Annotated in this window: 30 protein-coding genes; 10 read left to right on the plus strand and 20 right to left on the minus strand. The window is 73.9% G+C overall.

Annotated features, from left to right (window positions below):
- Positions 1 to 34 precede the first annotated feature (34 nt).
- The 5 genes from O7598_RS29700 to O7598_RS29720 form a co-directional block, all read right to left on the minus strand.
- A complete protein-coding gene (locus O7598_RS29700; RefSeq protein ID WP_269694480.1) occupies positions 35 to 1,225 on the minus strand; it encodes a TolB family protein in 1,191 nt (396 codons plus the stop codon).
- The gene (locus tag O7598_RS29705) at positions 1,222 to 1,752 is read right to left on the minus strand and encodes a SigE family RNA polymerase sigma factor (RefSeq protein WP_269694481.1); all 531 of its coding nucleotides are present in this window, start codon (positions 1,750 to 1,752) and stop codon (positions 1,222 to 1,224) included. Before O7598_RS29705 ends, O7598_RS29700 begins: the two co-directional genes overlap by 4 nt.
- Before the next feature lie 101 nt (positions 1,753 to 1,853).
- Positions 1,854 to 2,369, minus strand: coding sequence for a putative immunity protein (locus tag O7598_RS29710; protein ID WP_091061955.1), 516 nt, complete (start codon positions 2,367 to 2,369; stop codon positions 1,854 to 1,856).
- A complete protein-coding gene (locus O7598_RS29715) occupies positions 2,366 to 2,947 on the minus strand; it encodes a putative immunity protein (RefSeq protein WP_269694482.1) in 582 nt (193 codons plus the stop codon). The genes O7598_RS29710 and O7598_RS29715 overlap by 4 nt, the downstream gene beginning before the upstream one ends.
- 32 nt (positions 2,948 to 2,979) lie before the next feature.
- Entirely contained in the window at positions 2,980 to 3,306 is a 327-nt protein-coding gene (locus O7598_RS29720) for a hypothetical protein (protein WP_269694483.1), read from the minus strand.
- A 95-nt stretch (positions 3,307 to 3,401) separates the two neighbouring features.
- Between O7598_RS29720 and O7598_RS29725 the strand changes: the two genes are divergently transcribed.
- Together O7598_RS29725 and O7598_RS29730 are read left to right on the plus strand one after the other, a co-directional pair.
- Positions 3,402 to 4,205: a helix-turn-helix domain-containing protein gene (locus tag O7598_RS29725; protein WP_269694484.1), complete on the plus strand. Its 804-nt coding sequence runs from the start codon at positions 3,402 to 3,404 to the stop codon at positions 4,203 to 4,205.
- Positions 4,196 to 4,390 carry a DUF397 domain-containing protein gene (locus tag O7598_RS29730; protein WP_269694485.1) on the plus strand — a complete coding sequence of 65 codons (195 nt, stop codon included), beginning with the start codon at positions 4,196 to 4,198 and terminating at the stop codon, positions 4,388 to 4,390. Before O7598_RS29725 ends, O7598_RS29730 begins: the two co-directional genes overlap by 10 nt.
- On the opposite strand, the gene O7598_RS29735 is transcribed toward O7598_RS29730, so the two are convergent.
- Complete coding sequence (locus tag O7598_RS29735) at positions 4,365 to 5,138, minus strand: class I SAM-dependent methyltransferase (RefSeq protein ID WP_269694486.1); 774 nt, start codon at positions 5,136 to 5,138, stop codon at positions 4,365 to 4,367. The two genes, O7598_RS29730 and O7598_RS29735, sit on opposite strands and share 26 nt — an antisense overlap.
- 55 nt (positions 5,139 to 5,193) lie before the next feature.
- On the opposite strand from O7598_RS29735, the gene O7598_RS29740 reads away from it, so the two are divergent.
- Entirely contained in the window at positions 5,194 to 5,469 is a 276-nt protein-coding gene (locus tag O7598_RS29740; protein WP_269694487.1) for a FitA-like ribbon-helix-helix domain-containing protein, read from the plus strand.
- On the plus strand, positions 5,466 to 5,867 hold the full coding sequence (locus tag O7598_RS29745) for a type II toxin-antitoxin system VapC family toxin (protein ID WP_269694488.1): 402 nt from the start codon (positions 5,466 to 5,468) through the stop codon (positions 5,865 to 5,867). Before O7598_RS29740 ends, O7598_RS29745 begins: the two co-directional genes overlap by 4 nt.
- On the opposite strand, the gene O7598_RS29750 is transcribed toward O7598_RS29745, so the two are convergent.
- Positions 5,858 to 6,232: a VOC family protein gene (locus tag O7598_RS29750; RefSeq protein WP_091061939.1), complete on the minus strand. Its 375-nt coding sequence runs from the start codon at positions 6,230 to 6,232 to the stop codon at positions 5,858 to 5,860. The genes O7598_RS29745 and O7598_RS29750 overlap by 10 nt on opposite strands.
- A 156-nt stretch (positions 6,233 to 6,388) precedes the next feature.
- On the opposite strand from O7598_RS29750, the gene O7598_RS29755 reads away from it, so the two are divergent.
- The 4 genes from O7598_RS29755 (at position 6,389) to O7598_RS29770 (ending at position 9,804) form a co-directional block, all read left to right on the plus strand.
- Complete coding sequence (locus O7598_RS29755; protein ID WP_269694489.1) at positions 6,389 to 8,158, plus strand: proline--tRNA ligase; 1,770 nt, start codon at positions 6,389 to 6,391, stop codon at positions 8,156 to 8,158.
- 55 nt (positions 8,159 to 8,213) lie between these two features.
- Positions 8,214 to 8,633, plus strand: a complete 420-nt coding sequence (locus O7598_RS29760) for a CBS domain-containing protein (RefSeq protein ID WP_269694490.1) — start codon at positions 8,214 to 8,216, stop codon at positions 8,631 to 8,633.
- 92 nt (positions 8,634 to 8,725) lie between these two features.
- Positions 8,726 to 9,151, plus strand: a complete 426-nt coding sequence (locus O7598_RS29765) for a SufE family protein (protein ID WP_269694491.1) — start codon at positions 8,726 to 8,728, stop codon at positions 9,149 to 9,151.
- Between the two features lie 20 nt (positions 9,152 to 9,171).
- Positions 9,172 to 9,804 (plus strand): DsbA family oxidoreductase, encoded by a 633-nt coding sequence (locus O7598_RS29770; RefSeq protein WP_269694492.1) that lies wholly within the window; start codon positions 9,172 to 9,174, stop codon positions 9,802 to 9,804.
- A gap of 36 nt (positions 9,805 to 9,840) precedes the next feature.
- Here the strand turns inward: O7598_RS29770 and O7598_RS29775 are convergent, their stop codons facing one another.
- The 5 genes from O7598_RS29775 to O7598_RS29795 form a co-directional block, all read right to left on the minus strand.
- Positions 9,841 to 10,389: a YbaK/EbsC family protein gene (locus O7598_RS29775; RefSeq protein WP_269695028.1), complete on the minus strand. Its 549-nt coding sequence runs from the start codon at positions 10,387 to 10,389 to the stop codon at positions 9,841 to 9,843.
- 94 nt (positions 10,390 to 10,483) lie between these two features.
- Positions 10,484 to 10,633 (minus strand): hypothetical protein, encoded by a 150-nt coding sequence (locus tag O7598_RS29780; RefSeq protein ID WP_175441303.1) that lies wholly within the window; start codon positions 10,631 to 10,633, stop codon positions 10,484 to 10,486.
- A 37-nt stretch (positions 10,634 to 10,670) separates the two neighbouring features.
- Positions 10,671 to 11,474, minus strand: coding sequence for an SDR family oxidoreductase (locus tag O7598_RS29785; protein ID WP_269694493.1), 804 nt, complete (start codon positions 11,472 to 11,474; stop codon positions 10,671 to 10,673).
- Between the two features lie 324 nt (positions 11,475 to 11,798).
- Positions 11,799 to 13,175 carry an MFS transporter gene (locus O7598_RS29790; RefSeq protein ID WP_269694494.1) on the minus strand — a complete coding sequence of 459 codons (1,377 nt, stop codon included), beginning with the start codon at positions 13,173 to 13,175 and terminating at the stop codon, positions 11,799 to 11,801.
- Between the two features lie 55 nt (positions 13,176 to 13,230).
- Positions 13,231 to 13,491, minus strand: coding sequence for a hypothetical protein (locus O7598_RS29795; RefSeq protein WP_091061923.1), 261 nt, complete (start codon positions 13,489 to 13,491; stop codon positions 13,231 to 13,233).
- 211 nt (positions 13,492 to 13,702) lie between these two features.
- Between O7598_RS29795 and O7598_RS29800 the strand changes: the two genes are divergently transcribed.
- Positions 13,703 to 18,118: a cation-translocating P-type ATPase gene (locus O7598_RS29800; protein WP_269695029.1), complete on the plus strand. Its 4,416-nt coding sequence runs from the start codon at positions 13,703 to 13,705 to the stop codon at positions 18,116 to 18,118.
- Between the two features lie 8 nt (positions 18,119 to 18,126).
- Here the strand turns inward: O7598_RS29800 and O7598_RS29805 are convergent, their stop codons facing one another.
- Positions 18,127 to 19,074 (minus strand): L-threonylcarbamoyladenylate synthase, encoded by a 948-nt coding sequence (locus tag O7598_RS29805; protein ID WP_269695030.1) that lies wholly within the window; start codon positions 19,072 to 19,074, stop codon positions 18,127 to 18,129.
- A 33-nt stretch (positions 19,075 to 19,107) separates the two neighbouring features.
- Entirely contained in the window at positions 19,108 to 19,737 is a 630-nt protein-coding gene (locus O7598_RS29810; protein ID WP_269694495.1) for an ArsR/SmtB family transcription factor, read from the minus strand.
- Positions 19,738 to 19,801: 64 nt separating this feature from the next.
- On the opposite strand from O7598_RS29810, the gene O7598_RS29815 reads away from it, so the two are divergent.
- On the plus strand, positions 19,802 to 20,392 hold the full coding sequence (locus O7598_RS29815) for a dienelactone hydrolase family protein (RefSeq protein WP_269694496.1): 591 nt from the start codon (positions 19,802 to 19,804) through the stop codon (positions 20,390 to 20,392).
- Positions 20,393 to 20,397: 5 nt separating this feature from the next.
- Here O7598_RS29815 and O7598_RS29820 read toward each other — a convergent pair whose 3' ends face one another.
- From O7598_RS29820 to O7598_RS29845, 6 genes are read right to left on the minus strand one after another with little or no spacing between them, the layout of a single operon-like run.
- Entirely contained in the window at positions 20,398 to 20,784 is a 387-nt protein-coding gene (locus O7598_RS29820) for a VOC family protein (RefSeq protein ID WP_269694497.1), read from the minus strand.
- Complete coding sequence (locus O7598_RS29825; protein ID WP_269695031.1) at positions 20,781 to 21,083, minus strand: ArsR/SmtB family transcription factor; 303 nt, start codon at positions 21,081 to 21,083, stop codon at positions 20,781 to 20,783. Before O7598_RS29825 ends, O7598_RS29820 begins: the two co-directional genes overlap by 4 nt.
- A 44-nt stretch (positions 21,084 to 21,127) precedes the next feature.
- A complete protein-coding gene (locus O7598_RS29830) occupies positions 21,128 to 22,558 on the minus strand; it encodes a class I adenylate-forming enzyme family protein (RefSeq protein ID WP_269694498.1) in 1,431 nt (476 codons plus the stop codon).
- Positions 22,555 to 23,355 (minus strand): TauD/TfdA family dioxygenase, encoded by an 801-nt coding sequence (locus O7598_RS29835; RefSeq protein ID WP_269694499.1) that lies wholly within the window; start codon positions 23,353 to 23,355, stop codon positions 22,555 to 22,557. Before O7598_RS29835 ends, O7598_RS29830 begins: the two co-directional genes overlap by 4 nt.
- Positions 23,356 to 23,412: 57 nt before the next feature.
- On the minus strand, positions 23,413 to 24,837 hold the full coding sequence (locus O7598_RS29840) for an asparagine synthase C-terminal domain-containing protein (RefSeq protein WP_269694500.1): 1,425 nt from the start codon (positions 24,835 to 24,837) through the stop codon (positions 23,413 to 23,415).
- A 22-nt stretch (positions 24,838 to 24,859) separates the two neighbouring features.
- Entirely contained in the window at positions 24,860 to 25,636 is a 777-nt protein-coding gene (locus tag O7598_RS29845) for an enoyl-CoA hydratase/isomerase family protein (RefSeq protein ID WP_269694501.1), read from the minus strand.
- Positions 25,637 to 25,689 lie beyond the last annotated feature (53 nt).

The raw sequence follows: 25,689 nt of genomic DNA on the forward strand, positions 1-25,689 counted from the left end.
GCCACCTCCCGGCGACCCGCCCCACCGCCGATCGTCAGTCGGCCAGCTGGAGGATCTGCTGGTCCTTCAGCGCGGCCGGCTCCCGGCTCTCACTGATCTTGCGGCCGTCCGCGCCGATCAGCACGAGCACGTTGTGGTCACCGGCGTCTACCCGGGCCACCAGCCTGCCGTCGGCCCCGAACCAGGCCTGGTGCAGCGTCCGGCCGCCGAGCGGCAGGTCGACCTGTCGTCCGGTACGGGTGTCGATCACCGCGTTGGCGTCGAGTTCCCGTGCCACGTCTCCGGCCGGCTCGTCCGGCTTGCGCAGCAGGAGCGCCAGCCGGGAGCCGTCCGGGGAGATGCTCGCGACGTCGAAGGACGAGCGGGCGCCCGACCCGCCCACGCCGGGGATCCGCTTCTCCGCCGAGCCGTCCGGGCGGTTCACCGCGACCCGGCCCTCCCCGTCCGCGTAGGCGAGCACCTTGCCGTCGGCCGACCACAGCGGGTGGCAGCCCTTGATCTCGGCGAGTCGGGTGTACTTGCCCGTGTTCAGCTCGACGACGCCCTTCTCCCACGCCGGAGCCGGCTCGGGCCGCAGGACCACCGAGATCGTGAGCCGGCGGGAGTCCGGGGACCACACCGGAGTCCAGCAGTCCCGTTCCACCTGGCGGTGGCCGCCCGGCGTGAGCTTCCGGGGGTTGTCGCCGTCGACGTCGGCCACCCGGAGGTTGTCGTCCGGGTCGACCCAGGCGACGCGCCTGCCGTCGGGCGAGACGGCCGCGTTGAGGATCGCGGCGAGACGGGGGAGCTTCGCCAGCCGGGTCGGCGGTGAGCCGGGCTCGTAGGACCAGAGGTACCCGGCGGCCGACGTGTCGTCGCCGGTCGGCGTCGGGCCGTAGAAGAGCCGCCCGACGGTGACCGCGGCCGGGCCGCCGCCGGTGGTGGTGGTGCTCGGGCTTGCGCTCGCCGTGCGGGACGGCTCCACGCTCGGCGGAGGGCTGGCCTCGGACGGCGGTGGGGTGCTGGTCACCGACGGCACGGCCGGCGCGGGTGCCTGGCCGTCCGGCCGGATCGCGAGCGCGGTCCCGGTCGCGGCGGCCAGCACCGCCAGCGCGGCGGCGGAGGTGACGACGGCCCGCTGGATGCCGAGCCGGCGGGAGGTACGCAGGGCCCGGTCCCGCAGGTCGACCGGGGTGACCTCGTCGGCCAGGTCGGCCAGGTCGAGGCGCAGGCGGTCCTGGTTCATCGGGCGGATCCTTCCGTGACGTACAGGTCGGCGAGTTCCGGGGCGACGGTGCGCAACTTGGTCAGCGCCCTCGAGGTCTGGCTCTTGACCGTGCCGACCGTGACGCCGAGCATCTCCGCCGCCTCGACCTCGCTGCGGTCCTCGAAGAACCGCAGCACCAGCACGGCCCGCTGTTTGGTGGAGAGCCGGGCCAGCGCGGCCCGGAGGGTGAGCCGCAGCGTGATCTGCTGGGCGTGGTCGGGTCCCGAGTCGCCTCCGCGTGACTCGGGCAGGTCGCCCGGCATCGCCTCGGCCACCCGACGGCGTCGCCACCAGGAGACCTGCAGGTGATACATGATCTTGCGGGTGTACGCCTCGGCGTTGCCGCTGTCGTGCAGCCGGCCCCACGAGCGGTGGGTGCGGGCCAGGGCGGACTGGACGAGGTCCTCGGCCAGGTGCTGGTCACCGGTGAGCAGGTAGGCCGAGCGCAGGAGCGCCGGCGTGCGGGTGCGCACGAACGAGTCGAACTCACTCAGGAGAGGGTCCACACGAGCCGATCCTTCGGGTCAGTGGTGCGTCGGTCGATGCCCTCCAGACGTCACCCCGCCGCCCGATGGTTGCCGTCGCCGGGTGTCGGCTTTTCCTCGGTTCAGCAGTCGAACACCGACCAGCAGATGTCGTTGCGCAGGCGCTGGTCGTCGAGAACCAGCTCACGGATCGCCGCCGGGAGCCGGTCGCGCTGCCACCGGCACTCCGCACGCCCCGCCGCGTCCGCCCGGCCCTCGGGCGCCGCCGCCCGCACCGCCTTGATCGCGTACGCGGCGGCGCCGAGTTCGTGCGCGGCCACGTGGGCGACGGCCCCGGCCTGGCCGGCGGCGTACGCGGCGTGGCGTGCCGCTCCCCGCAGGTCCCGGGCCGCGCCCATGGCATGACCGCCCGCCGCGCGGGACACCATCATGGTGACCTCGCCCCGCACCCAGGCCCGGATGTGCGCGATCGCCGCACGCGGCCGTGGATCGTCGGGCCGGACCGCCTCGAACAGGCCGAGGACGTGCTCCGCGCAGTCGGCGGCCCAGAGCGCGAGCAGGCGGTGGTCGTCGTCGGTGAGCGTCCCGCCACGACGGATCGTGGTGAAGCGGGGATCCCGAACCTTCGGCAGGATCACGAGTCGTCCTCCTCGTCCTCGTCGCCGGTCGGCGTCCGTCGCAGGGCATCGTCCAGAGTGCTCATCAGCCGGGCGACCCGGCTGCCGCCACCGGTCACCGGTGGATAGCGGCGGAGCACGTCCACGAGCACCGGGGTGGCCCGCCGTCGCGCACGGTCCAGCAGGGCGTCCCCGACCGCCGGGTCGCCGCCGGCCGCCAGCTCACCGATCCGCGCCGCGCTCGCGGCGGCCCGCAGGATGTGCCCGACCTGGCTGGCCTGGGCGAGCGGATGCAGGTACGCCGCCGCGGCCGCGTCACCGGCGCATCGCGCGGCCAGGCGGGCCGCCTCGTCGGGCGCGGACCGGGCCGCCCGGTGCGCGTCGACCGACGCCACCCGTTGCAGTTTCGTCCGATCCGCGCCGTCGACGAACACCCGCGCCGCCTCGATCGCCGCACGGGGACGCGGATCGCCCGGCACGGCCCGCTCGAAGACCGGCAGCACGCTCTCGGCGTCCTCGACCACGAAACGCGCCACCACGCGCAGCTCGTCCATCGTCAGCTCGAAGTCCCCGGACACGACGTGTCTACGCGCTGCCACGACGGTGGATCCTATCGACGGGGACCGGGTCCTCAGGCCGGGCCGACGACCCCGCGCCGGTACGGGCCCCAGCCGACGAACCTGTCGAACAGGTCGCGCGGGGTCGGGCCGCCGTGCGGGTCGAGGCGGAACAGGTCGTGGGTGGCCTCGTAGTAGAGCCCGGAGAGGTAGACGGCCAGGTCGACCGGCTGGTCGGCGTACTCGACCTTGAGCAGCAGACGGGCCTGGGCGCAGGGCCACGGTGCGCCGCAGGCGCGGCAGAGCCACAGTGGCCGGATCGGCAGGTGCGCCGGGTGGTCGGGCGGATAGGGGCGCGGCCGGTCCGGGTACGGCCCGAGCCGAGGCACGGGAAGATTCATACGTGACAGTCTGCTGATATCGCCACTACGCTCGGAAGTTGCCGGGGCCGGTCCGGGAAGGTGCCGAGAAACCGGCCTGCGATCGAGGAGACCGGGTGGAGAACGAGCCGACCGCCGAGCTGATCCGCGCGCAACTGCGACGGTTGCGGCTCAAGGCCGAGCTGAGCCAGGAGGAGTTCGGGAAGCTGGTGCACTTCTCCAACTCCCAGGTGTCGGCGGTGGAGCTGGGCCAGCGGCCGCTGGACCGGTTCTTCCTGAAACGGGCCGACGAGGTGCTGGGCACCGGCGGGCTGTTGACCTCGCTGCTCAAGCTCGCCGAGCGGGACGGCCAGCCGAGCTGGTTCCGCCCCTGGCTGGAAGCCGAACGCCAGGCCCAGCAGTTGCGCACCTACCAGCCGACCTTGGTGCCCGGGCTGCTGCAGACCGAGAACTACGCACGGGCGATGATCCGCACGGATGACCTCATCAGCGACGACGAGGTCGAACGACGACTCGGGGTGCGGTTGGACCGCCAGTCGATCCTCTCCAGCCAGGACCATCCGAAGTACATCGCGGTTGTCGAGGAGTCCGTCCTACGCCGGGCCGACGAGGCGTTCCGTGGGCTGATGGCCGAGCAGATCACGCATCTCATCGAGTGCAGCGAGCGCCCCCACATCGATATTCACATCGTGCCGACCCAGGTCACCATGCACGTCGGGCTCGTCGGTCCCTTCGCTCTGGCCCGCAGCATCGACGGCGGCTGGGTCGGTCATCTGGAGAACCAGCTCGGTGGAGTGGTGGTCGACAACGACGAGGATGTGGCTACCCTGCTGTCCAGGTGGGAGAGCGTGCGGAGTGAGGCACTTCCGCGCCAGCAGTCGGCCGAGCTGATGAAGGAAGTGATGTCGTCATGGAGCTGATGGGCGCGATCTGGCGGAAGTCCACCCGCAGCGGCACGCAGGGCGACTGCGTCGAAGTGGCGGACGACCTGGTCGGCGTGGTCGGGGTGCGCGACAGCAAGGACCCGAGCGGACCGGTCCTCACCTTCACCCCCGATGCCTGGCGCGCCTTCGTGCGGGTCAGTGGGAGTCGCGCACCGCGCTGATCAGCACCGTGTGCTTGCGTACCCGGAAGGCGCCCTCCGCGTCGATGCGAGCCTGGACCACGTCCCGGGCGGCCGACTCCTGCGCGGCGGTGAGTGGCCCGATCATGCTGGCGACGTAGGCGAGGACCGGTTCCACTGCGGGCACCGCCAGCTCGTCGGGGTAGCGCTCGACCGTCACGTCGGTGAGGTGGGCCGCGACCCGGGCCGGCGTCGTCTCGGCGGTGACGTCGTTCCGGTGGGCGCCGACGGCCAGCTCGGGTCGGTCGATGACCAGGCCGAGCGCGTCCAGCTCGGCGAGGTGGTCGCGACCGTTCACGGCGACGGCGAGCCGCCCACCGGGTCGCAGCACCCGGGCGAACTCCGCCAGCGCCGCGTCGGGATCGTCCAGGTGGTAGAGCATGTGGTTGGCGATCACCGCGTCGAAGGCGGCGTCGGCGTACGGCAGGTGGGTGGCGTCGCAACGCTGCACCCGAGCGCCGGGCACCTCGCGCAGCCGGTCGCACATGGCTGGTGAGAAGTCGGTCAGGGTGAGCCGGAGGCCGGTCTCGGGTCTGCCCACGCGACGCCACAGCTCGCCGGTGCCGGCGCCCACCTCCAGCACGTCCCCGGCCAGCGGAAGCCGCTCGCCGAGCCAGGCGAACCAGCCCTGCGGATTGGTGCCGTAGGCGTGCAACGCGATGCGGGCGGTGAGGTTGCCTGTCGTCGTCGCGTACTGGCTCACCGCGCGAGCCGACGGTGTGGCGGTCACCCCGGCAGAATACTGCCGGGCCCCGGAGCAACGCGCGTGCATGCATAATGAATGCATGGTTGCGCTACAGATCCGAGACGTGCCGGAAGACGTTCGGAACGCGCTCGCCGCCGAGGCCAGGGCGCGTGGTCAGTCGCTCCAGGCCTACCTGCTGGAGTTGGTGGAGACCCAGGCCCGACGGCTGCGCAACGGCGCGATCCTGGACGGCTTCGGCGGGCGGTCCGACGGCACCCGGTCGTTGCCGGGGGAGAGCGCGGCCGACCTGGCCGACGAGCGCAGCCAGCGCGGAAGCGAGCGGAGCCGGCGCGAAAGCCGGGGCGACGCTGCATGATCGTGGTGGACGCGTCCGCCCTTGCCGACGCCCTCGTGGACGACGGTCCGATGGGCGACGCCGCACGATCCGAGCTGATCGCCGACCCGCACTGGGCATCACCCGGGCACCTGCTGATCGAGGTCATGTCGGTCATCCGGGGCAAGGCCCTCGGGCGGAAGCTGGGAGCCGCACGTGCGCAGGAGGCGGTCGACGCCCTGCAATGGCTGGTCATCGACGAGATCCCGACCGCCACGCTGGTCGAGCGGATGTGGCAGCTCCGAGCAAACGTCTCCACCTACGACGCGGCGTACGTCGCGGCAGCGGAGTTGGCAGCCTGCCCCCTGGTGACCGGTGACGCCCGACTCGCCAAGGTGGGCGGTGTCCGTTGTGAGGTCCGGCTGATCGGTCAGAGATAGAGGCAGAACGGGTGGCCGACCGGGTCGAGGTGCACCCGCACGTCGTCCTGGGGTTGGTAGTCGGCCACCGTGGCACCGAGCGACACCGCGTACGCCGAGGCCACGTCGAGGTCGTCGACCTTGATGTCGAGGTGGAGCATCATCGGCGGGTCACCCGGGCCCGCCGGCCACACCGGACGCACATACGCCGGCTCGTCCTGGAACGCCAGCGTGGCACCGCCGTCCGGCGGGGCCAGCACCACCCAGTCGTGCTCGTCCTCGCGCCGGGGCCAGTCGAGCAGCCGCTCGTAGAAGACGGCGAGTTCCTGCGCGGACGGCGCGTCGAGGACGGTGGACGTCAACGAGAACCGGGGACGATCTTCCATGCGACCTTCTTACCCGACGACTACGACGGTCGCCCGACTTCGGGTGCACTTGTTGTCGCCCCGACGACCACGGGTGCACCCGAACCGGCGACCAGCGCGACAGGACCTGGCGGAATGAGATCGCCCGGTCGCGCCTGGTCGCCGTACGCTGCGGCCATGTTGCTACGCGTGTCCACCCTGCTGCTCCGGACCCTGCGCGAGGATCCGGCCGACGCGGAGGTCCCGAGCCACCGGCTGCTGCTCCGCGCCGGCTACGTCCGCCGCGCCGCACCGGGCGGCTACACCTGGCTGCCGCTGGGCAAGCTGGTGCTGGACCGGATCACTGCGATCGTCCGGGACGAGATGACCGCGATCGGCGACCAGGAGGTGCACTTCCCGGCGCTGCTGCCGGCGGAGCCCTACCGGACCAGCGGGCGGTGGACCGAGTACGGCGACGACATCTTCACGCTCGCCGACCGCAGGGGTGCCGAGCACCTGCTCGCGCCGACCCACGAGGAGATGGCCGCGCTGCTGGTGAAGGACCTGTTCACGTCGTACCGGGACTTTCCGGTGACGCTGTTCCAGATCCAGACGAAGTTCCGGGACGAGGCCCGTCCCCGGGCCGGGCTGCTGCGCGGGCGCGAGTTCCTGATGAAGGACGCCTACTCGTTCGACCTGGACGCCGCCGGGCTCCAGGCCGCCTACGACCGGCACCGCGAGGCGTACCAGCGGATCTTCACCCGGCTCGGGCTGGACTTCACCGTGGTGCACGCGATGTCCGGCGCGATGGGCGGCTCGGCGTCGGAGGAGTTCCTGGCCGCCACGCCGGTCGGTGAGGACACCTACGTCGGCTGCACCCGCTGCGACTACGCGGCCAACACCGAGGCGGTGGTGACCCGCGCGCCGGCGGCCGGAGACCCGGACGCGCACCCGCCGATCGAGGTGCACGACACCCCGGAGACGCCGACCATCGCGTCCCTGGTCGACCTGGCGAACGACCGCGCGCTCGCCGGCCGCACCGGCTGGACCGCCGCCGACACCCTGAAGAACGTGGTGCTGACCGTCCGCCGGCCCGGCGCCGAGCGAGCCGAGCTGCTGGTCGTCGGCCTGCCGGGTGACCGCGAGGTGGACCTGAAGCGGGTCGAGGCGGCACTGCACCCGTCCACGGTCGCCGTCTTCGACGACTGGGCCGCCCACCCGGAGCTGGTCCGCGGCTACCTCGGGCCGCAGATCCTGGCCAAGCACGGCGTCCGCTACCTGGTGGACCCGCGGGTCGTCACCGGCACCACCTGGCTGACCGGGGCGAACGAGCCGGGGCGGCACGCCACCGACGTGGTGTGCGGGCGCGACTTCGTGCCCGACGGCACCATCGAGGCGGCCGAGGTCCGACCGGGCGACAGCTGCTCGGCCTGCGACGACGGCGAGTTGACCCTGCGGCGCGGCATCGAGGTGGGGCACATCTTCCAGCTCGGCCGCCGGTTCACCGACGCGTTCGCGGTCGACGTGCTCGGCCCCGAGGGCAAGCCGGTCCGGCCGACCATGGGCTGCTACGGCATCGGCGTGTCCCGGGCGGTCGCCGCCGTGGCCGAGCAGCACCACGACGACCGAGGGCTGGTCTGGCCGTCCGCTGTCGCGCCGTGCGACGTACACGTGGTGTCGGCCGGGAAGGGGCCGCAGCTCGACGCGGCGCTGGCGCTCGGCGCGCGCCTCGCCGCCGCCGGCCTGCGGGTGCTTGTCGACGACCGGGCCCACGTCTCCGCCGGGGTGAAGTTCACCGACGTCGAACTGATCGGCATCCCGCGCGCCGTCGTGGTCGGCCGCCGCCTGACCGAGGGGTACGTCGAGCTGCGGGACCGGGCCGGCGGCGAGCGGACCGAACTGTCGGTGGAGGACGTCGTGGCGCGCCTGCTCGACGAGGTGGGCGCGACGCGCCGCGACGGGGTGTAGCGATTGCGCCACCGGGTACCGCAGAAGGATCGACCGAGGCGTTTCGGAGGCTCTCATGTACCGCGTCAGTGACGTGATGACGAAGCAGGTGGTCTATCTCCCGGCGGAGACCCCGTTGGACGAGGCGGCCCGGGTGATGAAGGAGTCGGACATCGGCGACGTGGTGGTGACCGACGGCGCCACGCTCGCCGGGGTGCTGACCGACCGCGACATCGTGGTGCGGGCGGTGGCCGAACGGGCCGACCCGGGCACCACCACGATCGGGTCGATCATCACCCGTGAGGTCGTCATGATCGAGCAGCACTGCACGGCGGGCGAGGCGGCCGCGTTGATGCGCGAGCGCAACATCCGGCGGGTGCTGGTCTGCGACAACGAGCGGAAGCTGGTCGGCATCGTCTCCCTGGGTGACCTGGCGATGCAGCTGGACCCCAGTTCCGCGCTGAGCGACATCAGCCAGGCCGCCCCCAACTCGTGAAAGGCGGGGCCCCTTCTTAACGCCTCTGGTAGAGGAGGGGCCCCCGCTTAACACCCCGCTCCTGCCCGGCAGCGGCCGGATAGCCTCGACGCATGCCCGAGATGCCGACCAAGCTGGCCGAGATCGTCGACGAGTTCGCCGCCGCCCCGCGCGACGTCGTGCTGGAGATGCTGCTGGAGTTCGCCGACGTGATCCCGCCCCTGCCCGAGGGAGTCGACCGGGAGGAACTGGAGCAGGTCCCCGAGTGCCAGACCGCGTTCTTCCTGCGCGCCGAGGTGAACGCGGACAAGACGGTGAGCACGGTCTTCGACTGCCCGCCGGAGGCGCCGACCACCCGGGCGTTCGCCGGCATCCTGGCCGAGGGGTTGGCCGGCGCGAGCGCCGAGGAGGTGCTGGCCGTGCCGGACGACCTCTACCAGCGGATGGGCCTGGCCCAGGCGATCAGCCCGCTGCGGGTCCGCGGCGGCACGGCCATCCTGGGCCGCCTCAAGCGGCAGGTCCGGGAACAGATCGCCTGACCTGCGGGTTGTTGCTGGTCATGGAGATCGAGATCTACGCCGACGTCGCCTGCCCCTGGTGCTGGATCGGCAAGCGCCGCCTGGAGCAGGCCATCGAGTCGTACGACGGCAAGGTGACCGTCAGTTTCCGGCCGTTCCAGCTCGACCCGACGCCGGTGGCCGAGCCGAGGCCGCTGCTCGACGCACTGGGCGACAAGTTCGGCGGCCGGGACAAGGCCGATCAGATGGCCGCCCACGTGTCCGGGATCGCCGCGGGCGCCGGTCTCGACCTACGGTTCGACCGGGCGGTGGCGGCGAACACCTTCGACGCGCACCGGCTGGTGCGGTTCGCCGCCGAGCGGGGTCGTGCCGCCGAGATGGTCGAGCGCCTCTATCGGGCGCACTTCTCCGACGGGCTCGACGTCGGCTCGATCGACGCGCTTGTCGCACTCGCCGCCGAGGTGGGCCTGGACGAGAGCGAGGCGCGCGGCTATCTGGAGTCGAACCTGGGCCGTCGCGAGGTGGCGGCCGAGCTGAGCGCCGCGCACCAGCTCGGCGTCTCCAGCGTGCCGACCTTCGTGCTGGCCGGAAAGTACGCGGTCACCGGCGCCCAGGAGCCGGAGACGCTGCTCGCGGCGCTGCGCGAGGTGGCCCAGCGGGAGGCGTCCGCGTGATGTTTCACGTGGAACAAGATCGATGCGGGTGAGGCCCTAGGCCGGCCTGGCCAGGTCCTCCACCACCCTCGCCCCGGGCAGCGCGCCGAGCGCCGGCCCGGGCAGGGCGATCTTGCTGTGCCGTACGCCCGATCCGATGATCACGTGCGGCGTGGCGATGACCCGCGCGTCGACCAGGATCGGCCACTCCTCGGGCAACCCGATGGGGGTGATTCCGCCGTACTCCATGCCGGTCAGCTCCACCGCCTCGGCCATCGGCGCGAAGCTCGCCTTGCGGACGTCGAGCAGCTTGCGGACCACGCCGTTCACGTCGGCGCGGGTGGTGGCGAGCACGATGCAGGCGGCGTAGCGGGTCTCGCCGCCACGCTTGCCGGCGACCACCACGCAGTTGGCCGACTCCTCCAGCCCCACCTCGTACGCCGCGCAGAAGGCCGCGGTGTCGGCCAGCTCGGCGTCGATCGGGGCGACCAGCACCTCGTCCACGTCGACAGGCGCCTCGTCCGGCCACCGTTCCACCGCCGCGGCGACCGGCGGCGCCAACAGGTCCAGCCGGGCACGGGCCGGCTCGGTCTTCAACGTTCCCATCACGGGGCGATCCTCGCACCTGCGCCGGCCGCCCGCTCGGCACGGTTAAGAGGGGCCCCCTCCTCTACCGAATCCGTTAACAGGGGGCCCCGCCTTACACCCCGGTGAGCTGGCGCCGCTGCGGCGCCTCGGGGCGGTTCGCCTCGGCGTCCTGGATCCCGTGCCGGACGCCGACCCGGATCACGCCGTAGAGGAAGACGAAGCCGAAGACGTAGAGCACCACGGTGGCGACGAAGACCAGCATGAAGGCCACGCTAGGCCGACCGGGACGCGACCGGCGCTCATCTTCGACCCGTTCCCCCGTACGTGTGAGCGAGGTGGTCCGCCCAGGTGCGGGTGCCCGTCGGCGTGGCGGTGGTGGTGAGGGCGCCGGCGCGCAACTCCCGCCCGAGCCGCCCCGGGATCCGGACCGGCAGCAGCGGCCGGCGGGACCGGCGGGCCGCGAGCCAGGCCCGGGCGGCCTCGTCGAAGCGGAGCACCTCGGGGCCGCCGAAGTCCTCCACCCGGTGCGACGGCCCGGCGCGCAGCAGCACCGCGAGCCGGTCCGCCACCTCGCCGGGGTCGACCGGCTGGGCGAGCACGGCCGGGTCCCCGAGCACCGGGCCCAACCGGCTGGCGCCGGCGAGCAGCTCCGCCAGGAAGCCGGGGAACTGGGTCGCCCGCAGCACGCTCCACGGCACCGACCCGGCGGCCACCACCTGCTCGGCCGCGAGTTTGTGCCGGTAGTAGCCGAGCGGCACCCGGTCGACGCCGACGATCGACACGTACACCAGGTGCCGCACCCCGGCGTGGCCGGCGGCCACGGTCAGCCGGCGGGTGCCGAGTACGTCGATCTCGTAGGTGCGCCGGTTCGGTGACGAGGCCAGGTGCAGCACCGCGTCCGTCCCGGCGACCGCCTCGGCCAGCCCGGCGCCGGTGGCCAGGTCGGCGGCCATCCACTCGACGCCGTCCCCGCCGCCGTCGCTGTCACCGGCATTGGCATCGGGCCGGCGGCTCACCGCCCGGAGGCTGAACCCCTCGTTCCGCAGCCGGGGCACCGCCACCCGCCCGAGCCGTCCGGTCGCCCCGGTCACCAACACCCGCATCGCCCCATCCTCCCGCTCGATCGCCGCGCGGCGGTCCGCTTCGCCGCCGGTCCAAGCCTGTCGACTCCGGCCGGACAGGGGACGGAACACCGCGCAGGATCGTGACCGGCCGCGGGGAACGGGCTGCCGGCGCGGGCCGCCGGCGCGCACGTTGCGACGACCGGGTTCGCTCAGCAGAAGGGTCTACCTTTGCGCGTCATACCTATCAGTCATAAATATGACCGAGGGGTATGACGCCGAAAAGTGATGCCTTCTTTCGATGGCGTCACGCTGCGTGAACACGACGGCCGCCTGGCACGCCACGCCGCCGTCGCGCATCGCCCGTCAGCCGGCCGGCCGGGGCGTCACGCGACCGGCCAGCAGCAGGCCGAGCAGGCCGCAGCCGGCCGCGACGGCCAGCGTGGCCGCGTAGCTCGCCGGGCCGGGTGACGAGCCGCTCGCCAGCACCGCCCCGGTCAGCGCCAGCACGGTGGCCGCCGCCAGCGAGTCGCCCAGTTGCAGCGCCGAGGAGTTGCGGCCCTGCTCGGCCGGGGCGGACAACTCCAGGGTGAGCACCGACAGCGAGGGATAGAGCAGCCCCATGCCCAGGCCGGCGACCGCCCAGGCGAGCACCGCCGGCGCCACCGGGATCCCCGGCAGCAACGCCGACGCGACGCCAGCCGTGCCGACGGCGATGCAGGCCAGCCCGGCCCGGGGCAGGGTGGCGGTGGAGCGGGGCGCGGCGATGCGGCCCTGGATCCACGAACCCACCGACCAGGACAGCGCCCCCACGGTCAGCACCAGCCCGGCGCCGGTCGGCGAGAAGCCACGCTCCCGGGAGAGCATCAACGGGATCACCACCTCCGCGCCGACGAACGCCGCCGAGGCCAGGCCGCGCAGGCCGATCACCGTCGGCAACCCGCGCGCCGCCCGCAGGAACCCGGGCGGCAACAACCGGGGTACGCAGGTGAGCAGCCCGGCCGACGCCACCGTGATGAGCGCGGCGGCGAGCACGCCGCGCTGCTGCCCCCCGTGGTGCAGCAGTGCGGCGCTCGCCCCCGCCCCGCAGGCCCAGGCCACCCGGGCCAGCGCCCCGGCCGACGGTCGGGTCGGTACGGTGCCGGCCAGCGACCGCAGCCCCGGCTGGACCAGCAACACCGCCGGCACCGCCACCGCCGGCACCGCCAGGAACACCCACCGCCAGCCCAGGTGCTCCACGATCAGGCCGGCCAACGCCGGCCCGACCAGCGACGGCACCACCCAGGCGGCGGCGAATGCGGCGAACATCCGCCGCCGCAACCGCTCCGGGTACGCGTGCCCGACGATCACGTAGAGCGCCACCGAGAGCAGACCGGAGCCGAAGCCCTGCACCACCCGCCCGGCGACCAGCACACCCATGCTGGTGGCGGCACCCGCCAGCGCCAGGCCGGCGACGAACCAGGCCACGCCGTGCCACATGGCCGGGCGGGGACCGCGCGCGTCGCACCAGATGCCGGAGGCCACCATCGCCACCACCCCGGAGGCGAACGGCCCACCGAAGGCCAGCGCGTACAGGCCGAGCCCGCCCAGGCTGCGCGCGACCGTCGGCATGGCGGTGCCGACCGCCAGGGCCTCGAACGCGAGCAGCGACACCAGGGCGACGCTGCCCACGGTCATCGCCCGCAGTCCCGGCGACCACAGGTCGACCGGAGATGCGTCGGGCGCGGTGGCGGTGGTCGTCATGGGCTCCAGCCTGTGACCTCAACCGCGGTTGAGGTCAACTGTGGGCCCGGTCTCGTCAGGCGGTCTCCAACGCCTCACCGATGCCCTTCGCCAGGCCGGAGGCGTGCTGGTCGGCGAGGACGTGCCCGGCGGTGATGACCAGCGCGAGCGGCCACTCGATCACCTGCAGAGCGGCGAGCACGCCGACACCGGCGTAGTAGGCCAGCTTGTCCGGCGGAGGCACGGCCACCTCACCCAGCAGCGGGACGTCCACCCGTCGGCTGTACGCCCGGACCGTCTCCCGCGCTCCGCTCAGGTGTCGCGTCAACGTGCTCATCCCTGCCTCCCCGGTAACGACGACGGCATCGACCCCACCGGCATTCCACCGCCCCCGGCGTCCATGCCCCGGTCAGTGGGGAAACTTCCCCCACCCCGGGGGCATAACGGACGCCGCGCCGGGAAGTCGGGCCGCCGGGACGACTCCGGGAGGCGAGATGGCGTACGGCTTCGCCGGTCTCCTGCTGTCGCCGGCCGCCGTGCCGGACGCCATGGCTCGGGTCGCGCGTACCGTCGGATCGGCCCTGCCCGGCGCCGCCGTGCCGCCCGGTGTCACCGAGGCGGCGGGGAGCGTGGGCGCCGCCGCCGCCCGGCTGGCCCGGCTGACCGGGCTGACCCGGCGCCGGGTGTGGTCGCGGGACGGCCGGCACCACATCGAGGTGCACGGCGTCTGCCAGGACGGCGGCGACGGGCTGGCCCGGCAGGTCGAGGCGGCGCTGGAGGCCGTGCCGGGTGTGGCCTGGGCCCGGGTGAACGCGCCGTCCGGCCGGGTGGTGGTGGCGACCCGGGAGCCGGCACCGAAGCTGCGCGACCTCATCGACACGGTGACCCGCGCCGAGCGGACCTGCCCGTACGAGCCGGACCCGGAGATCCCGCCGCCGCATCCGCCCGAGGAGGGCCCCCGCACCCCTCGTACGCTCGGCGCGCTCGCCTCCGACGCGCTCGGCCTGACCATCTCCGCGGCCACCCGGATCCTGCCGTTCACCCCGGTACCCGGTGAGGTGGCAGGCCTGCTGAACGCGGTCGACCTGCACCCGAAGCTGCACGCGTTGGCCGATCGGGGCCTGCGTGCCGACCCCCGCGCCGAGGTGCTCTTCCCGCTCGCCGAGGCGGTGGTGCAAGGTCTCACCGGCGGCTGGGCCGGCATCGTGCTCGACGGGGCGCAGCGGGTGGTGCAGTGGGGCGAGGCGCGGGCCCAGCTCGCCGCCTGGAGCCGGGCCGAGCCGAGGTTGACCGGCGACCCGGACCGGGCGGTCGCCCGGGTGCCGGACGGTGAGCGGCCCTGCCCGGTCCCGCACGGGCCGGCCGAGCGCTACGTCCAGCGGATGCTCGCCGCCGGCGCGGTGGCCGGGGCCGCGGCGGTTCCGGTGGCCGGCGGCAAGCGGGCTGCCGCACTGGCGCTCTCCTCGCTGCCCAAGGCGCCGGGCAGCGGTCGCGAGGGGTACGCGGCACAGCTGGGCCGGATGCTGGCCCGGCGCGGCGTGATCGCCATGGACCGGAGCGTGCTGCGCGAGCTGGACCGGATCGACACCGTGCTGCTGGACGCCGCGGTGCTCGGCTCCGACCGGGGTGTGCTGGCCGACCTGGCGCCGTTGCCCGGCGCCGACACCGGGCAGGTGGCCGCCCGCGCGTTCGCGCTGTTCGACCCGGCCGACCCGGACGCCGTACGGGCCGACGACGGGTGGCGGATCGGGCCCCTGGACCGCCTCGACGCGGAGGACCCCGGTGACAGCCCGGACAGCGAGCGGTTGCGCGCCGGCGGGGGACGGCTGCTCGGCCTGGCCCGGGACGGTCGGCTCGTCGCCGTGCTGCGGGTCGAGCCGGAACCCGCCCCCGGGGTGGACGCGCTGGTGTCCGCCGCCCGTCAGGCCGGATTCCGGCTGGTGATCGGCGGTGCCGAGGACGGCCGGTACGACTTCGCCGACCGGCGGGTGCCGGGCGGGACCGGGCTCGGCGACGCGGTCCGTGACCTGCAACGCGAGGGCGCGGTGGTGCTGGTGGTCTCCGGGGAGCGTCGGGCGCTCGCCGCCGCCGACTGCGGTGTCGGCGTGTCCGGGCCGGACGACCTGCCCCCGTGGGGCGCGCACCTGCTGGTCGGCGACGACCTGCGAATCCCGGCCCTGCTCGTCGACGCCGCCGGGGTGGCGCGCCGGATGACCGGGCAGAACATCCGGATCGCCATGGCCGGCAGCGGGCTCGGCGCGCTCGGCGCGTTCACCGCCGACCGGCGGCAGCTGCCCGGCCGGACCATGGCAGCCGTGAACGGCGCCGCCGCGGTCGCGTTCGCGCACGGCGTCTTCCGGGCCCACCGGCTGCCGGACCGCACCGGCACCCCGACGCCCGCGCTCACCGCCTGGCACCTGATGCCGGTGGAGACCGTCCTGGCGCAGCTCGGCTCCCGTCCGACCGGGCTGACCGGCGAGGAGGCCGGCCGCCGCCGGGGCGCGGAGACCGGCGACGGGCACGGACCGGCCGGGCTGCTCCGCGCGTTCGTCGACGAGTTGTCCAACCCGCTCACCCCGGTGCTGGCCGCCGGGGCGGTGCTGTCCGCCACGTTCGGCTCACTCGTCGACGCGGCGCTGGTGGGCGGCCTGGTCGGCGGTTCCGCGCTGATCGGCGCGGTGCACCAGCGCAACACCGAACGTTCCCTGGCCGAGCTGCTGTCCCGCTCGGCGGTGACCGCCCGGGTGCGGCGCGACGGCGCGGAACGGGTGGTGCCCGCCGAGGACCTGGTGCCCGGCGACGTGATCAGCGTCGGTTCCGGCGACGCCGTACCGGCGGACTGCCGCGTGCTCAGCAGCGACGGTCTGGAGGCCGACGAGTCGTCGCTGACCGGCGAGTCGCTGCCGGTGGCGAAGAACCCCGAACCGGTGGTCGCGGCGGCGATCGCCGAGCGGCACTCGATGCTCTTCGAGGGCACCACGGTGGCCGCCGGGCACGGCACCGCCGTGGTGGTGGCCACCGGCGCGGAGACGGAGTCGGGCCGGAGCCTGGCCCTGGCCCGGCAGGCCCCGCCGGCCAGCGGGGTGGAGGCCCGGCTCGGCAAGCTGACCAGCACCGCCGTACCGCTGGCGGCCGGCTCGGCGATCGCCGTCGCCGGGGCGGGGCTGCTGCGGGGCGTACCCCTGGCCGAGACGGCGGCGACCGCCGCGAACCTGGCCGTGGCGTCGGTGCCGGAGGGGCTGCCGTTCCTGGTCAGCGCCGCGCAGCTGGCGGCCGCGCGGCGGCTGGCCGAGCACGGCGCGCTGGTGCGCAACCCGCGCACGATCGAGGCGCTGGGTCGGGTGGACGTGCTCTGCTTCGACAAGACCGGCACGCTGACCGAGGGGAAGCTGCTGCTGGCCGGCGTGGGCACCGGCGACGACAGGTACGCCCCGGCGGACCGCCTGGACGACGCGCTCCGGTCGACGCTGGCGGCGGGGCTGCGGGCCACCCCGGCCGCGGCCGACCCGGACGAGCTGCCGCAGCAGACCGACCGGGCGGTACGCCGGGGCGCGAACGCGGCCGGGGTGACCGAGCGCACCGGGGCGGCGGACTGGACCGCGACCGGTGGGCTGCCGTTCGAGCCGTCCCGGGGTTACAGCGCCACGGTCGGGCGCACCGCGGACGGGTCGCTGCTCAGCGTGAAGGGCGCACCCGAGTCGGTGCTGCCGCGCTGCGCGTCCCGGCGTACCGCCGCCGGCGACCGGCCGTTGGACGCGGCCGGCCGGGACGAGGTGCAGGCGATGCTTGCTGCCCGGGCCGGTGCCGGGCACCGCATCCTCGCCCTGGCCGAGTGCCGTGTCTCCACCGACGCGGTCACCGACGAGCAGGTGGACGGCCTGGTCTTCGTGGGTTTCCTGACGCTCGCGGACGGGGTGCGGGAGAGCGCCCGGCCGGCGGTGGAGCGGATCCGGAAGGCGGGCGTGCACACCGTCATGATCACCGGTGACCATCCGGCCACCGCCGAGGCGATCGCCGCGACGATCAGCCCGGACCACGGGCAGCAGCGGGTGGTGACCGCCACCGACCTGGACCGGCTCGACGACGCCGCGCTCGCCGAGCGGCTGATGGCCACCGACGTGGTGGCTCGCTGCACGCCCGCGCACAAGGTGCGGATCATCCAGGCGTTGCAGCGCCGGGGCCGGACCGTGGCGATGACCGGTGACGGCGCCAACGACGCCCCGGCGATCCGCCTGGCCGACGTCGGCATCGCGCTCGGCCAGCGCGGCACCCCGGCCGCCCGCGCCGCCGCCGACCTGGTGGTCACCGACGACCGGCTGGAGACGATCATCGCCACGCTGGTGGAGGGGCGGGCCATGTGGTCGTCGGTCCGGCACGCGTTGAGCATCCTGGTCGGCGGCAACCTCGGCGAGATCGCGTTCAGCGTGCTGACCGCCGCCTCGACCGGCCGGTCCGCGCTCACCGGCCGGCAACTGCTGCTGGTCAACCTGCTCACCGACCTGGCGCCGGCGCTGGCCATCGCGGTCCGCCCGCCCGCCGAGGACCGCACCGACCATCTGCTGCGGGAGGGGCCGGACTCGTCGCTGGGCGCCACCATGACCCGGGAGATCGGGTTGCGGGCCGCGGCGACCACGCTGGGCGCGACAGCGGGTTGGACGTTGGCCCGGTGGACAGGTACGCGACGCCGGGCCGGCACCGTGGCGCTCGCCTCGTTGATCGGCACCCAGCTCGGCCAGACCGTGCTGGCCGGCGGCACCAGCCCGACCGTGCTGGCCGCCACCGCCGCGTCGGTCGGCGTGCTGGTCCTGGTGGTGCAGACGCCCGGGGTCAGCCAGTTCTTCGGCTGCACCCCGCTGGGCCCGGTGGGCTGGACCATCGCCACCGGCTCGGCGCTCGGTGCGACGTTCGCCAACGGCGCGTTGACCCGGCTGGTGGATCGCCTGCCACAGCCCGGTGCGCACTGACCGGCCCGCTAGTGCCAGGTCGCGGCGGCCCTTCGCAGCCGGTCGTTGATCGCCCGCCCGACCCCTTCGTCGGGCACCGGCTCGGCCACGATCCCGGCCACCCCGGCCGCGTCGAGCCGGTGCAGCGCGTCGAAGAGCCGCGCGGCCGCCGCGGTCAGGTCACCGTCGGGCGCGAGCACCTCCACCGCCGCCCAGTCGCCGTCCGCCGGTGCTTCCCGGAAGGCCAGGAACCCACGCCGGCCGCCGTCGCGGTCGACCGCCGTGCCCAACCGCAACGGGGTACGCGGGGCGTAGTGCGCGGCCAGCGTGCCGGGCGCGACCGGCTGGCCGGAGCTGCCCTGGCGTACCTCGACCGGGCCGACCGCTTCGACGAGCGCCTCGACCGGCAGCGCGCCGAGCCGGAGCACCACGGGCCGCTCGCCCCGGGCGTCCACGATCGTCGACTCGATGCCGCACCGGGTGGGTCCGCCGTCGAGCACCACGTCCACCGCGCCGCCCAGCCCGGCCACCACGTGCTCGGCCCGGGTGGGGCTGAGCTGCCCGAACCGGTTGGCGCTCGGCGCGGCGACCGGCACCCCGGCGGCGGCGATCAGTGCCCGGGCGGCCGGTTCGTCGGGCACCCGCACCGCCATCGTCTCCAGCCCGGAGGTGACGATCGGCGGGATCGCGGCGGGCCGGTCCACGATCAGCGTGAGCGGGCCGGGCCAGAACCGCTCGACCAGCGCGGCCACGGCCGGCGGCACCGCGCCGACCAGCCCGGGCAGGTCGGCGGCGTCGGCCAGGTGGCTGATCAGCGGGTCGAAGCTGGGCCGGGCCTTCGCCTCGAAGATCCGCGCGGCGGCGCGGGCGTCCAACGCGTTCGCGCCCAGTCCGTAGACCGTCTCGGTGGGGAACGCGACCAGCCCGCCGGCGCGCAGGACGGCGGCGGCCTCGTCGATGCCGCTGCCGGCGGGCAGGACGCGGGGGGATCCGGTGCTCACGCTCCGACGCTAGCCTGCGCCCGGTTCCCGCTCCGGCGCGCCCCCGCCGGCTGCCGGCGCCTCGGATGAGGGATCCGCATCGGGCAGGGTGGGCGCGTCGGTCGGATAGAGCCCGGCGGCGAAGCCGTACACCTGGTCGCCGGCGCGGGGGATCTGCGCGAACCGCCGGGCCAGTGCCTGCACCTCGGCCCAGAACTCCCGCACGTCCTCGATCGGGATGCGCGCGTGCACCAGCGTGCATCGCAGCTCGTCGGCAGCGTGCGCGGCGGCCGCCTCGGCCGCGGCTTCGGCGAGTCCGTTGATCCGCGCGACGACCTGCTTGTCCTCCGGCCGGTGGAGCGCGCCGACGTAGAAGGTGCGGGCCGCCCGGCCGTAGAACCTTTCCTCGATGGCCCGGACCCGGCGGGTCCGCACCACCCGCAGCAGACCGGCGTCGACCAGTTGGTTCACGTGGTAGGCCACGCTGCTCTTGGGTCGGTCGACCGCGGCGGCCAGTTCGTTCACCGTGGCGGCGCGCTCCAGGAGCAACTCCAGGATGGTGCCGCGCAGGGGGTCGGCGAGCGCGCGCAGTTGCTCCGGTGCGGTCACCACGAGCAGGTCGTCGAGGTCGTAGTCCGGGATCCGCTGATTGACCGACATTTCTCGACCGTTCTAAGATTCTGGTTCGTTCGATGATTCTGGTCCGACAGTCAGGAGTCTAGAGATGGCCGAGATCCTCCTCTTCCACCACCTGCAGGGGCGCACCGACGGCGTCCGCGCCCTCGCCGACGCGCTCGGCGCCGGCGGGCACACCGTGCACGTCCCCGACCTCTTCGACGGCGAGTTGCCGGGGAGCGTCGAGGAGGGCTCCGCCCTCACCAAGCGGATCGGCGCCGACGTCCTCGACCAGCACGCCGACCGGATCGCCGCCGAGCTACGTCCCGACCTGGTCTACGCCGGCGTCTCCTGGGGCGCGGCCATCGCCCAGCGCCTCGCCCAGACCCGGCCCGGCGCCCGCGCCGCCCTGCTCTACGAGGCCTGCCTGCCGGTCACCGGGGAGTGGGCGATCGGCCCCTGGCCCGACGGCGTGGCGGTGCAGGTCCACGGCATGGAGCGGGACCCGTTCTTCGGGCTGGAGGGCGACGTCGACGCCGCTCGCGAGCTGGTGTCCATCGTCGGACCCGAGCGGGGTGAGCTGTTCGTCTATCCCGGCGACCGGCACCTGTTCACCGACCGCTCGCTCCCGTCGTACGACGCGGAGGCGACCGCGCTGGTGGTGAGCCGCAGCCGCGACCTGCTCGACCGGCTGGGCTGACGCCGCTACTTGTACTGCGCGATCTGGATCAGGTTGCCGCAGGTGTCGTCGAACACCGCGGTCGCCACCGGGCCCATGTCGACGGGCTCCTGGGTGAACAGCACCCCGAGGCCGCGCAGCCGTTCGTGCTCGGCCGCGACGTCGTCCACCGCGAACTGCGTGAGCGGAATGCCGTCGCCGGCCAGCGCCTCCTTGAACGCCTTGGCGGCCGGGTGCGCGTCGGGCTCCAGCAGCAGCTCGACGCCGTCCGGCGCGTCCGGCGAGACGACGGTCAACCAGCGGTGCTCGCCGGTCGGCACGTCCGTCTTCTTCCGGAAGCCCAGCACCTCGGTGTAGAAGCGCAGCGCCTTCTCCTGGTCGTCGACGTACACGCTCGTCAGGTTGATCCTCATGGCGTCTCCTCGGTGGGTTCGGACCTGAGCCATCGCTCGGCGATGGACCGCAGCGGGCGGGTGTCGAGGTGGTGGAACTTGTAGCGACCCTGCCGCCGCGTGACGATCAGGCCGGCGGCCTCCAGGACGTCGAGGTGCTGGGAGATCGCCTGCCGGGACGAGCCGACCTGGTGCCTGGTCGCCAACCGGCCGCAGATCTCGAAGAGCGTCTGACCGTCGCGTTCGGTCAGCTCGTCGAGGATCAGGCGGCGGGTGTGGTCGGCCAGTGCCTGGTAGACGTCGCCCACGCCCACCACAATAGGCAAGTACGGACTTGCATACAACACCCGGCCGGGTCGTACCCCTAACCGAGACGCCGCCGGATGAGGGGCTTGTCGAGCTTGCCGACCGGGGTGTGCGGAATCCGCTCGACCACCCGAACCGGCATCGCCAGCCCCTGCTCCCCCAGCACGCCCTCCGCGGCCGACCGCACGGCCGCGGCGTCGACCCCGGACACGCCGGTGACCACGACGAACGGTTCCGATCCGGGCAGCGGCGGCAGCACGGCGGCCTCACCCACCGGCCCGCACGCCTGCAGCGCGGCCTCGACCTGCGGTGCGAACCGCAAGCCGCCCCCGTCGGCGGCAAGCGCGTCGGCGGCACGGCCGAGCACCCGGAACTCCCCCGAAGGAGTGCGCTCGGCCACGTCACCCGTGCGGTACCAGCCGTCCTGGAAGGCGTGCGCGGTCGCCGCCGCGTCCCCGTGGTAGCCGGTGCTCGTGTGCGGTGACCGGGCGAGGATCTCCCCGACCTCGGGCACGCCGGCGACCAGCGGCTCCAGGGTCACCACCACCCCGGGCAGCGGACGCATCCCGCGGTCCTCCTGCGGCACGTCGTCGAGGTTGCCCAGGACGATGCCGAACTCCGTCGAACCGTAGATCCGCCGGATCCGGATGCCGAGGCTGCCCCGGGCCCGCGTGACGACCTCCGGGCTCAGGTACGCCCCGCCGCAGAGCGGCAGGCGTAGCCGGGACAGGTCCCGGGGGCCGTGCCCGGCGAGCAGTTCGTAGTGTCGGGGCAGCGCGCTGAACACCGTGGCGCCCGACCGGTCGAGGTCGTCGAGGAGGTGGTGCGGCGGGGCCTCCGGGTCGGACAGCACCAGCCGCGCACCGGCCAGGAGCGCCGGGAACAGGTGTACGTCGGCGCCGTGCGCCACGTCCAACGGATGCATGGTCAGGAACACGTCGTCCGCGGTGATCCCGAGGTACGACAGCCAGGCCGTCCGGTCCGCCAGCAGGTCGTCCTGCCGCCAGCCGACCAGCTTCGGGAACCCGGTGGAGCCGGTGGTCTCCAGCAGCCGGAACAGCCCGGCGCGCCCGCTCGGCACGCTCGTCGCGCCCGGTGCCGCGCCGCCGGCGAGCAGGTCGTCCAGCACCACCGTCTCCACCCGACGGGTCGGCGGTACGTGGCCGGGCTCGGCGACCAACAGCCGCGGCGTGCTGCGACCGACCGACCAGTCCACCGAGTCCGGCCCGGCGGACACGCTGATCGGCACGTGCACCGCGCCCGACCGGGCCAGGGCGAGGATCAGACCCACGTACCCGGGGCTGTTCGTCAGCCGGGTGGCCACCATGTCGCCCGGTGCCACCCCGACCGTCAACAGGCCGTGGGTCAGCCGGTCGACCAGCCGGATCAGCTCGGCGTACGAGATCTCCCGGCCGTCGGCGGCACGCACCGCGACACGATCGCCGCGTTCCGCCGCGACCTGCCGGACGGCGTCGTACAGCACGCTCATCGGCCGACCCGGGTCGCGGCGAGGGTGACCTGACCCCGCAGCAGCAGACGTACGCCCTCGTCGCTGATCGCGGTGCGCCCGTGCAGGGTCCGTTGGTTGTCGATGACGAGCAGGTCACCGACCCGCCACGAGTGCTGGTAGAGGTAGCGGGGGCGGTGCAGGAACTCGCCGAGCCGGGCGAAGAAGCGCTCCGAGGTGGCCTCGTCGGTGCCCTTGACCCGCACCTGCCAGCCCCGGGGGACACCCGGCGGGAACCGCAGGGTCAGGTTGAGGGAGCGAACCCGGCCGTAGTCGCGCACGGTGGGGATCTCGTACCAGTCCGCCGGGACGGTGGGAAAGTAGCCCCGCTCCTCGACCAGATACTCCAACCCGGTCCGCTCCACGACCTCCCGCAGGTCGTCCGGCATCTCCCGCCAGGCGGAGAGCTGGTCGCACACGGTGGTCTCGCCGGATCCGGGCCGGTCGGCGAACCGCGACGCGTACAGGACGATCAGGTCGGTCCGCTCCCCGACGAGCAGACCGTCGGTGTGCAGCGGCAGCGGTCCCCGCCCGGTCACCACCTTGCCGTCCTCCGCGGAGGCGTTCAGCTGGAGCAGGTCCGCGCGCCCCTCGCCGAACTTGTGGTCGACGGTGTCGCCGAGGTCGTGGACGAACCGTTGGAAGCGGCGCTCGTCGAGGTCGAGGCCGCGGACCAGCGCGACACCGGTGCCGGTCGCCGCGCGCCGGCAGGCGTCGGCTAGCTCCTCGCCGGGACCGAGGTCGAGTACGGTGCCCAGCCCGGACGGGGTGAGGCTCATGATCGTCTCCTCTGCGGGTGGAAGGTCTGCGGACGGCGCTCCGGCCCGCCGGCCGGGTCAGCGACGGGCCGCGGCCACGGCGCGCTCGTACAGGCGCAATGGGTCCCAGCCGTCCGGACTGCCGTCCGCCGCCGCCGCGACCAGCTCCCGGAAACAGGCCCGGTAGACGGCCTCCCGATCGACTCCGGGAGCGTCGGCCGTCAGCAGCTTGGTCACCCCGGCCTGCAGGCCTCCGCCGTGGTGCACGGCGGTCTTGCGTCGCCACGCGACCTGGTGCGGCACGTGCTCGCTCATCGCCAGGCGGAGGTGGTGCTTCTCCCGCCCGCCGTGCACCTTGGCGGAGGGCGCGGTGTCCAGCGCCACCCGCATGACCGGCCAACTCCAGAAGGGATGGTGGACCTCCCGCCCGTACGCCAGCGGCAGGCGGCTGGACAGCTCGTTGGTGAACCGGGTCTGGTGCACCGAGTCCAACGTCTGGTCGATCAGCTCGTCGGGGCCGCGGAACGGTCGGTAGAGGCCCGCGTTGATCAGATCGCTGCCGTACCCGGTCAGCACGACCTCGCCCGCGGCGATCTCGGCGCCGCCGTACAGGGCGGTGGCGGTCAGCGCCACCTCCACCACCTCCGGCGTGGTGACGCACAGCCCACGGACGGCCTGCGGGATGGCGGCGAGGATCCGCTCCTCGGACAGGTCGATCCGTTTCAGCGGCAGACCGAGGTGGTCGCAGAGCTCCGCGGCGTCGTCGAACTCGTCGCCCCAGGGCGTTCCCGCGCTGTACGGCGTGACCGGCAGCCCTTCGGCCGCGGCCAGCATGGTCACGCTGCCGGAGTCGATGCCGCCGGAGAGCAGCGTGGCGAACCCGGTGGCCGGCCGGCCCGCGGCGATCCGCCGGATCTCGCCCCGCAGCGCCTCCAGTTGTGCCCGGCCGGCGGCCTGCCCGTCGGTCCGGGTCGGGCGGCGCAGATGCCGGAGAGGATCGTCGGGCGTGGTGGTTCGGGTCGTCCAGCCGTCGCGGTGACGCCGCGTCTCCTGCACCGCCCCGAACGGGACCCGGTGGACGTGCCGCAGCGGCGTCTCGTCGCCGCCCACCGTCGGCGGGTCGTCGCGCACCTCGACGGGCAGCCCGAGGGCCGGCAGGATCAGCGGCGCGAGGAGCGGGTCGGTGAAGTAGGCGAAGCGGCCACGGGCCCGGTTGACCGCCACGTGCACCGGGTCCTCGTTGAGCACCGAGGCGCCGACCGTCACGCCGTCCTCGTCGATGCGGATGCGGGGCGGCTCCCCGGCCGCCGGCGCCGTCGGCGCAGCCGGCGCAGCGACGAGCGACATCGTGCTGACGTCGCACGTCACGGGTGGGTGGCTCGGCCAACTGCCGGAGACGCCGGCGCGGTAGACGGCGAGGTCGCCGACCTCATGTCTCTCGGCCAGATGTGCCAGCCCGGGAAGGTCGACGTTGCCGACCACGATCCATCTGCTTGTCGCCATCCGGCCTGCTCCCGTCCGTCGTTCAGCGGTCGGCGCCGATGACCTGGCGCATGGTGCGTTGTGCCTCCCCGGCGGCGAACGCCGCGCGGTGCGCCTCCTTGCCGATGACCCGCAGCCGTTCGAGGCCCGCGACGTACTCGGCGTTGACGAAGGGCTTGGTGCTGCGGAAGCCTGCGGTCGGATAGTCGGCGAACCTGCGGGCCCGGTCCACCGCGACCTCGCGAAGCCGCCTGACCGGGGCCACCTCGTGCAGAAGGTGGTCGCGCAGGCTCCGCTCCGCCGGCCACTCCTCGCAGGACATGAGCATCTGTTGCATCACCGCCCGCCCGACGGACCGTTCCAGCATGAACCCGCCGAAGGTGCAGGCGATGCCGAGCTGGTACTCCGGCATCTTGAGCAGGCTCCGGTCGCTGCCCAGCCGGTAGTCGGCCGTCAACGCGATCTGCAGGCCGATGCCGATGGCGTAGCCGTCGACAGCGGCCACCACCGGCCGGTTCACCCGTAGGCAGGCGACGTAGAGGTCGGTGATGTGGTCGATCCAGTCGTCGACCTCCGCGCCGCCGCGGAAGGTGGACGTCTCGTGGAAGTCGCCGCCCACCCCGAACGACCGGCCGGCGCCGCTGAACAGCACGACCGCTCGGACGTCCGAGTCACCCAGCTCGCGCATCGTGGCGGTGAGCGCCCGCATCCGCGGCATCGACCACATGTTGTGGCGGTGCCCCTCGGAGAACTCCACCACCGCCACCCCGGCGGACACGTCGATGGTGAAGTGGGTGCGGGTGTCCTCTGTCAGCGTCATCCGGCTCCGGTCCCTTCGTGAGCGTCGACGGCACCATTACCCGGTCCGATTGG

This window comes from Micromonospora sp. WMMC241 (assembly GCF_027460165.1).
GTDB lineage: Bacteria > Actinomycetota > Actinomycetes > Mycobacteriales > Micromonosporaceae > Micromonospora > Micromonospora humi.

What these genes read in the sequence shown, in the direction of transcription:
- O7598_RS29700 (WP_269694480.1), bottom strand. Translation starts at nt 1,225, where the DNA reads ATGAACCAGGACCGCCTGCGCCTCGACCTGGCCGACCTGGCCGACGAG.
- O7598_RS29720 (WP_269694483.1), bottom strand. Translation starts at nt 3,306, where the DNA reads ATGAATCTTCCCGTGCCTCGGCTCGGGCCGTACCCGGACCGGCCGCGC.
- O7598_RS29730 (WP_269694485.1), top strand. Translation starts at nt 4,196, where the DNA reads ATGGAGCTGATGGGCGCGATCTGGCGGAAGTCCACCCGCAGCGGCACG.
- O7598_RS29740 (WP_269694487.1), top strand. Translation starts at nt 5,194, where the DNA reads ATGGTTGCGCTACAGATCCGAGACGTGCCGGAAGACGTTCGGAACGCG.
- O7598_RS29745 (WP_269694488.1), top strand. Translation starts at nt 5,466, where the DNA reads ATGATCGTGGTGGACGCGTCCGCCCTTGCCGACGCCCTCGTGGACGAC.
- O7598_RS29750 (WP_091061939.1), bottom strand. Translation starts at nt 6,232, where the DNA reads ATGGAAGATCGTCCCCGGTTCTCGTTGACGTCCACCGTCCTCGACGCG.
- O7598_RS29755 (WP_269694489.1), top strand. Translation starts at nt 6,389, where the DNA reads ATGTTGCTACGCGTGTCCACCCTGCTGCTCCGGACCCTGCGCGAGGAT.
- O7598_RS29760 (WP_269694490.1), top strand. Translation starts at nt 8,214, where the DNA reads ATGTACCGCGTCAGTGACGTGATGACGAAGCAGGTGGTCTATCTCCCG.
- O7598_RS29765 (WP_269694491.1), top strand. Translation starts at nt 8,726, where the DNA reads ATGCCCGAGATGCCGACCAAGCTGGCCGAGATCGTCGACGAGTTCGCC.
- O7598_RS29770 (WP_269694492.1), top strand. Translation starts at nt 9,172, where the DNA reads ATGGAGATCGAGATCTACGCCGACGTCGCCTGCCCCTGGTGCTGGATC.
- O7598_RS29775 (WP_269695028.1), bottom strand. Translation starts at nt 10,389, where the DNA reads ATGGGAACGTTGAAGACCGAGCCGGCCCGTGCCCGGCTGGACCTGTTG.
- O7598_RS29780 (WP_175441303.1), bottom strand. Translation starts at nt 10,633, where the DNA reads ATGCTGGTCTTCGTCGCCACCGTGGTGCTCTACGTCTTCGGCTTCGTC.
- O7598_RS29785 (WP_269694493.1), bottom strand. Translation starts at nt 11,474, where the DNA reads ATGCGGGTGTTGGTGACCGGGGCGACCGGACGGCTCGGGCGGGTGGCG.
- O7598_RS29790 (WP_269694494.1), bottom strand. Translation starts at nt 13,175, where the DNA reads ATGACGACCACCGCCACCGCGCCCGACGCATCTCCGGTCGACCTGTGG.
- O7598_RS29795 (WP_091061923.1), bottom strand. Translation starts at nt 13,491, where the DNA reads ATGAGCACGTTGACGCGACACCTGAGCGGAGCGCGGGAGACGGTCCGG.
- O7598_RS29800 (WP_269695029.1), top strand. Translation starts at nt 13,703, where the DNA reads ATGGCTCGGGTCGCGCGTACCGTCGGATCGGCCCTGCCCGGCGCCGCC.
- O7598_RS29810 (WP_269694495.1), bottom strand. Translation starts at nt 19,737, where the DNA reads ATGTCGGTCAATCAGCGGATCCCGGACTACGACCTCGACGACCTGCTC.
- O7598_RS29815 (WP_269694496.1), top strand. Translation starts at nt 19,802, where the DNA reads ATGGCCGAGATCCTCCTCTTCCACCACCTGCAGGGGCGCACCGACGGC.
- O7598_RS29820 (WP_269694497.1), bottom strand. Translation starts at nt 20,784, where the DNA reads ATGAGGATCAACCTGACGAGCGTGTACGTCGACGACCAGGAGAAGGCG.
- O7598_RS29830 (WP_269694498.1), bottom strand. Translation starts at nt 22,558, where the DNA reads ATGAGCGTGCTGTACGACGCCGTCCGGCAGGTCGCGGCGGAACGCGGC.
- O7598_RS29835 (WP_269694499.1), bottom strand. Translation starts at nt 23,355, where the DNA reads ATGAGCCTCACCCCGTCCGGGCTGGGCACCGTACTCGACCTCGGTCCC.
- O7598_RS29840 (WP_269694500.1), bottom strand. Translation starts at nt 24,837, where the DNA reads ATGGCGACAAGCAGATGGATCGTGGTCGGCAACGTCGACCTTCCCGGG.
- O7598_RS29845 (WP_269694501.1), bottom strand. Translation starts at nt 25,636, where the DNA reads ATGACGCTGACAGAGGACACCCGCACCCACTTCACCATCGACGTGTCC.